This window comes from Burkholderia sp. 9779_493, assembly GCF_015712215.1.
In the GTDB taxonomy this organism is placed as follows: Bacteria; Pseudomonadota; Gammaproteobacteria; order Burkholderiales; family Burkholderiaceae; genus Burkholderia; species Burkholderia cenocepacia.
Genome location: NZ_JACCQA010000102.1, coordinates 1 through 1010 on the forward strand (window position 1 = coordinate 1; position 1010 = coordinate 1010).

Consider the following 1010-nt stretch of genomic DNA (forward strand, 5'->3'; position numbering starts at 1 on the left):
GTCGTCGTGCCCAGCAACGTCGTGCCGTCATACACGCTCACCGTGCTGCCTGCTTCCGCTGTACCGCTCAATGTCGGCGTCGCGTCATCAGTACTGCCTCCGGAAATGATCGCACCAACAACAGAGCCTACGTCGTCCGTCACCGTACCGATGACCGGCGCACCCGGTGCCGTCGTATCGCCCGTCACCGTTACCGACGCGGACGGGCCGGTGTTGCCAGCCGCGTCCGTGGCGGTCACGCCGATCACCGTGCCGATCGGCAGCGGGGTCGATGGTGTGTACGTCCATGCGCCGCTCGGGTCGGCTGTTACGGTAGCGTCCGGCGTGCCGTCGCCGTTCGTGTCGATGTTGATCGTCGCGCCCGCTTCCGCCGTACCCGACAGTGACGTACCGTCGGTCGCGTTCACTGTCGGAATCGACGGAGCTGTCGTATCGATCGTCAGGTTGAAGGCCGTACTCGGAACACTCACATTGCCTGCCGTATCCGTTGCGGTGACGGTCAGGCTGTGCGCGCCCTCTCCCAAACCCGTGGTCGGCGTGAACGTCCAGTTTCCGGACGGATCTGCCGTCGTCGTGCCCAGCAACGTCGTGCCGTCATACACGCTCACCGTGCTGCCTGCTTCCGCCGTACCGGCAAGCGTCGGGGTCGTGTCGTCCGTCGTTGCGCCAGTCGTCAGCAGGCCGACGGTCGAACCAACGTCGTCCGTGACGCTAACAACGATCGGGGCCGCAGGCGCCGTCGTGTCGCCCGTCACCGTCACCGACGCAGACGGGCCCGTATTGCCCGCCGCGTCGGTAGCAGTCACGCCGATCACCGTACCAGCCGGCAGCGGAGTCGAGGGCGTGTACGTCCACGCGCCGCTCGGGTCGGCTGTTACGGTGGCGTCCGGCGTGCCGTCGCCGTTCGTGTCGATGTTGACCGTCGCACCCGCTTCGGCCGTACCCGACAGCGACGTACCGTCCGTCGCGTTCACTGTCGGAATTGACGGAGCCGTCGTATCGATCGTCAG

General features: G+C 66.4%; 1 protein-coding gene. It reads right to left on the bottom strand.

Annotation, left to right across the window (positions count from 1 at the left end):
- Positions 1-1010, bottom strand: a 1010-nt coding sequence (locus tag H0X95_RS35670) for an Ig-like domain-containing protein (RefSeq protein ID WP_230878355.1), incomplete at both ends; no start/stop codon positions are given.